This is a genomic window from Nocardiopsis sp. KDC1DS13DA1 (assembly GCF_055632325.1).
On sequence record NZ_JBVMUY010000070.1, the window covers coordinates 1 to 1,666 of the forward strand.

General features: G+C 67.4%; 3 protein-coding genes. All 3 read left to right on the forward strand.

Annotation, left to right across the window (positions count from 1 at the left end; all coding sequences use genetic code 11):
* Positions 1 to 52 precede the first annotated feature (52 nt).
* The 3 genes from ACTVAJ_RS30270 (at position 53) to ACTVAJ_RS30280 (ending at position 1,500) form a co-directional block, all read left to right on the forward strand.
* Positions 53 to 310: a hypothetical protein gene (locus tag ACTVAJ_RS30270; RefSeq protein WP_470391733.1), complete on the forward strand. Its 258-nt coding sequence runs from the start codon at positions 53 to 55 to the stop codon at positions 308 to 310.
* 469 nt (positions 311 to 779) lie between these two features.
* Positions 780 to 971 carry a hypothetical protein gene (locus ACTVAJ_RS30275; RefSeq protein ID WP_470391734.1) on the forward strand — a complete coding sequence of 64 codons (192 nt, stop codon included), beginning with the start codon at positions 780 to 782 and terminating at the stop codon, positions 969 to 971.
* Between the two features lie 226 nt (positions 972 to 1,197).
* The gene (locus ACTVAJ_RS30280; protein WP_470391735.1) at positions 1,198 to 1,500 is read left to right on the forward strand and encodes a hypothetical protein; all 303 of its coding nucleotides are present in this window, start codon (positions 1,198 to 1,200) and stop codon (positions 1,498 to 1,500) included.
* Positions 1,501 to 1,666 lie beyond the last annotated feature (166 nt).

Consider the following 1,666-nt stretch of genomic DNA (forward strand, 5'->3'; position numbering starts at 1 on the left):
ACGGGGGAGACCCGACACCCTCCCCCACCACCCAACACGAAGGAGACACCCAATGCGCTACTACACCACCGCTCCCGTTACCGGTGCCGACCTGCGCGAGGGTGACACCCTGCGCGTACACGGCCGGACCATCAAGCTGGACCACGACCCCATCCTGATGGAGAACGGGACCGACATGCTGTCGGTTATGGTCTACGTGCGCAACGAGGACCGCACGTGGCCGGAGGCGTCCCGTTGGTGGATCGTTGGACCCACCCAGCCGGTCCAGCTCATTGCCCGCACACCCAATGCTTCGCAGGAAGCCCGCTAGGGCTTCCGGTTCTGTGACCCCAACCACGGAACCACCCCACGCCAGGGACCCGCGTCCACGCGGGTCCCTTTGCGTTGAGCCCAAGCGATCCCGCCCACCATGCCCACGCCAGCGCCACAACCCCCCGCGCCCAACCGCACCCGACCGGAAGCCGCAGCGACAGGAACGCCATTGCGTGTCACTCGGCCCCCGAATCGCGGTAGGCGAGGAGGAGTCACGTTCGTCGCCCGAGTGGACGGGGGAAGCGTTAGGCCACGGCCGGCACGTCCAGGGGCGGGGAGCGCCAAGGGAGGCGGGGTGCGTCGAGCCGATACCCCGCACCCGCGCCGATGAAGAATCGGCGCGGGTTTTCTTGTTTTGGTTGTTGATCAGGGTTCTAGCACCCCCCAATTGCTGATATACTCATCTTAAGAAGGAACGGGGGAGACCCGACACCCTCCCCCACCGCCCAACACGAAGGAGACGCCCGATGTTCGGCACCGAGCCCAAGGTCAAGACCAGCGACACCTACGAGTTGGGCAACAAGACCGCTGTACGCAACCAGCGCCGAGGGGTCAGCATGCGACGCGTCAAGACCGAGTACAACCGCAAGTTCCGCCGCTTCCAGCGCGCCCAGGCGACCGGAGAACTGGCCGACTACCGCGCCCACGGAACCTACTAGACCAACCAGCCGCCGCCCCACCCCCCGGGGGGCGGCGGCCCCACCCAGGGGAGACCCGACACCCTCCCCCACCGCCCAACACGAATAGGAAGACCACGTGAACCCCAGGCAGATACTGCGCACCATCACGGCCCCACTCCGCGCCCGTCTCGCCACGCGTCGCGCACTGCAAAGCGACTTGCGCGCCTCTATGGACGCATTCCACCGCCAAGCACACGCCTACCGAGTGGCACAAGCCACCATCACCGCCAACGCCCGCCGGTTCGAGGCCGAGCGCGCCGAGTTGTTGACCGCCAACGCCCAACTGCGCGAACAAGTCTTGAGTGAACGCAGGTTCGCCGAGCGGTTCGCCCACACCGTGCCCGCCGACCAAGTACGCGAACGCGATTTGATGATGCGCACCAACGGCACCTATCGGGACCGCGTGACCCGAGTCCAGGTACTCGGCCCCCGAGCCCGCATCAGCTTCGTCACCGAGCCCACCAAGGAGGTAGACCGCGCCGAACCAGTGCGCGTGTGGCGCGTGTGACCCCACACGCACCCGAGCCCGCGCCGCATGGTGCGGGCTCTTCCGTGTGTTCGGCCCCAGCAGAGGCGAGGGAATCGCCAAGCCCAGAGGCATTGACGGCCCCGGAGTTGCGGCAGCGACGGGGCGGTAGGCGAGGAGGAGTCACGCCCCGCGCCTGAGTAGGCGG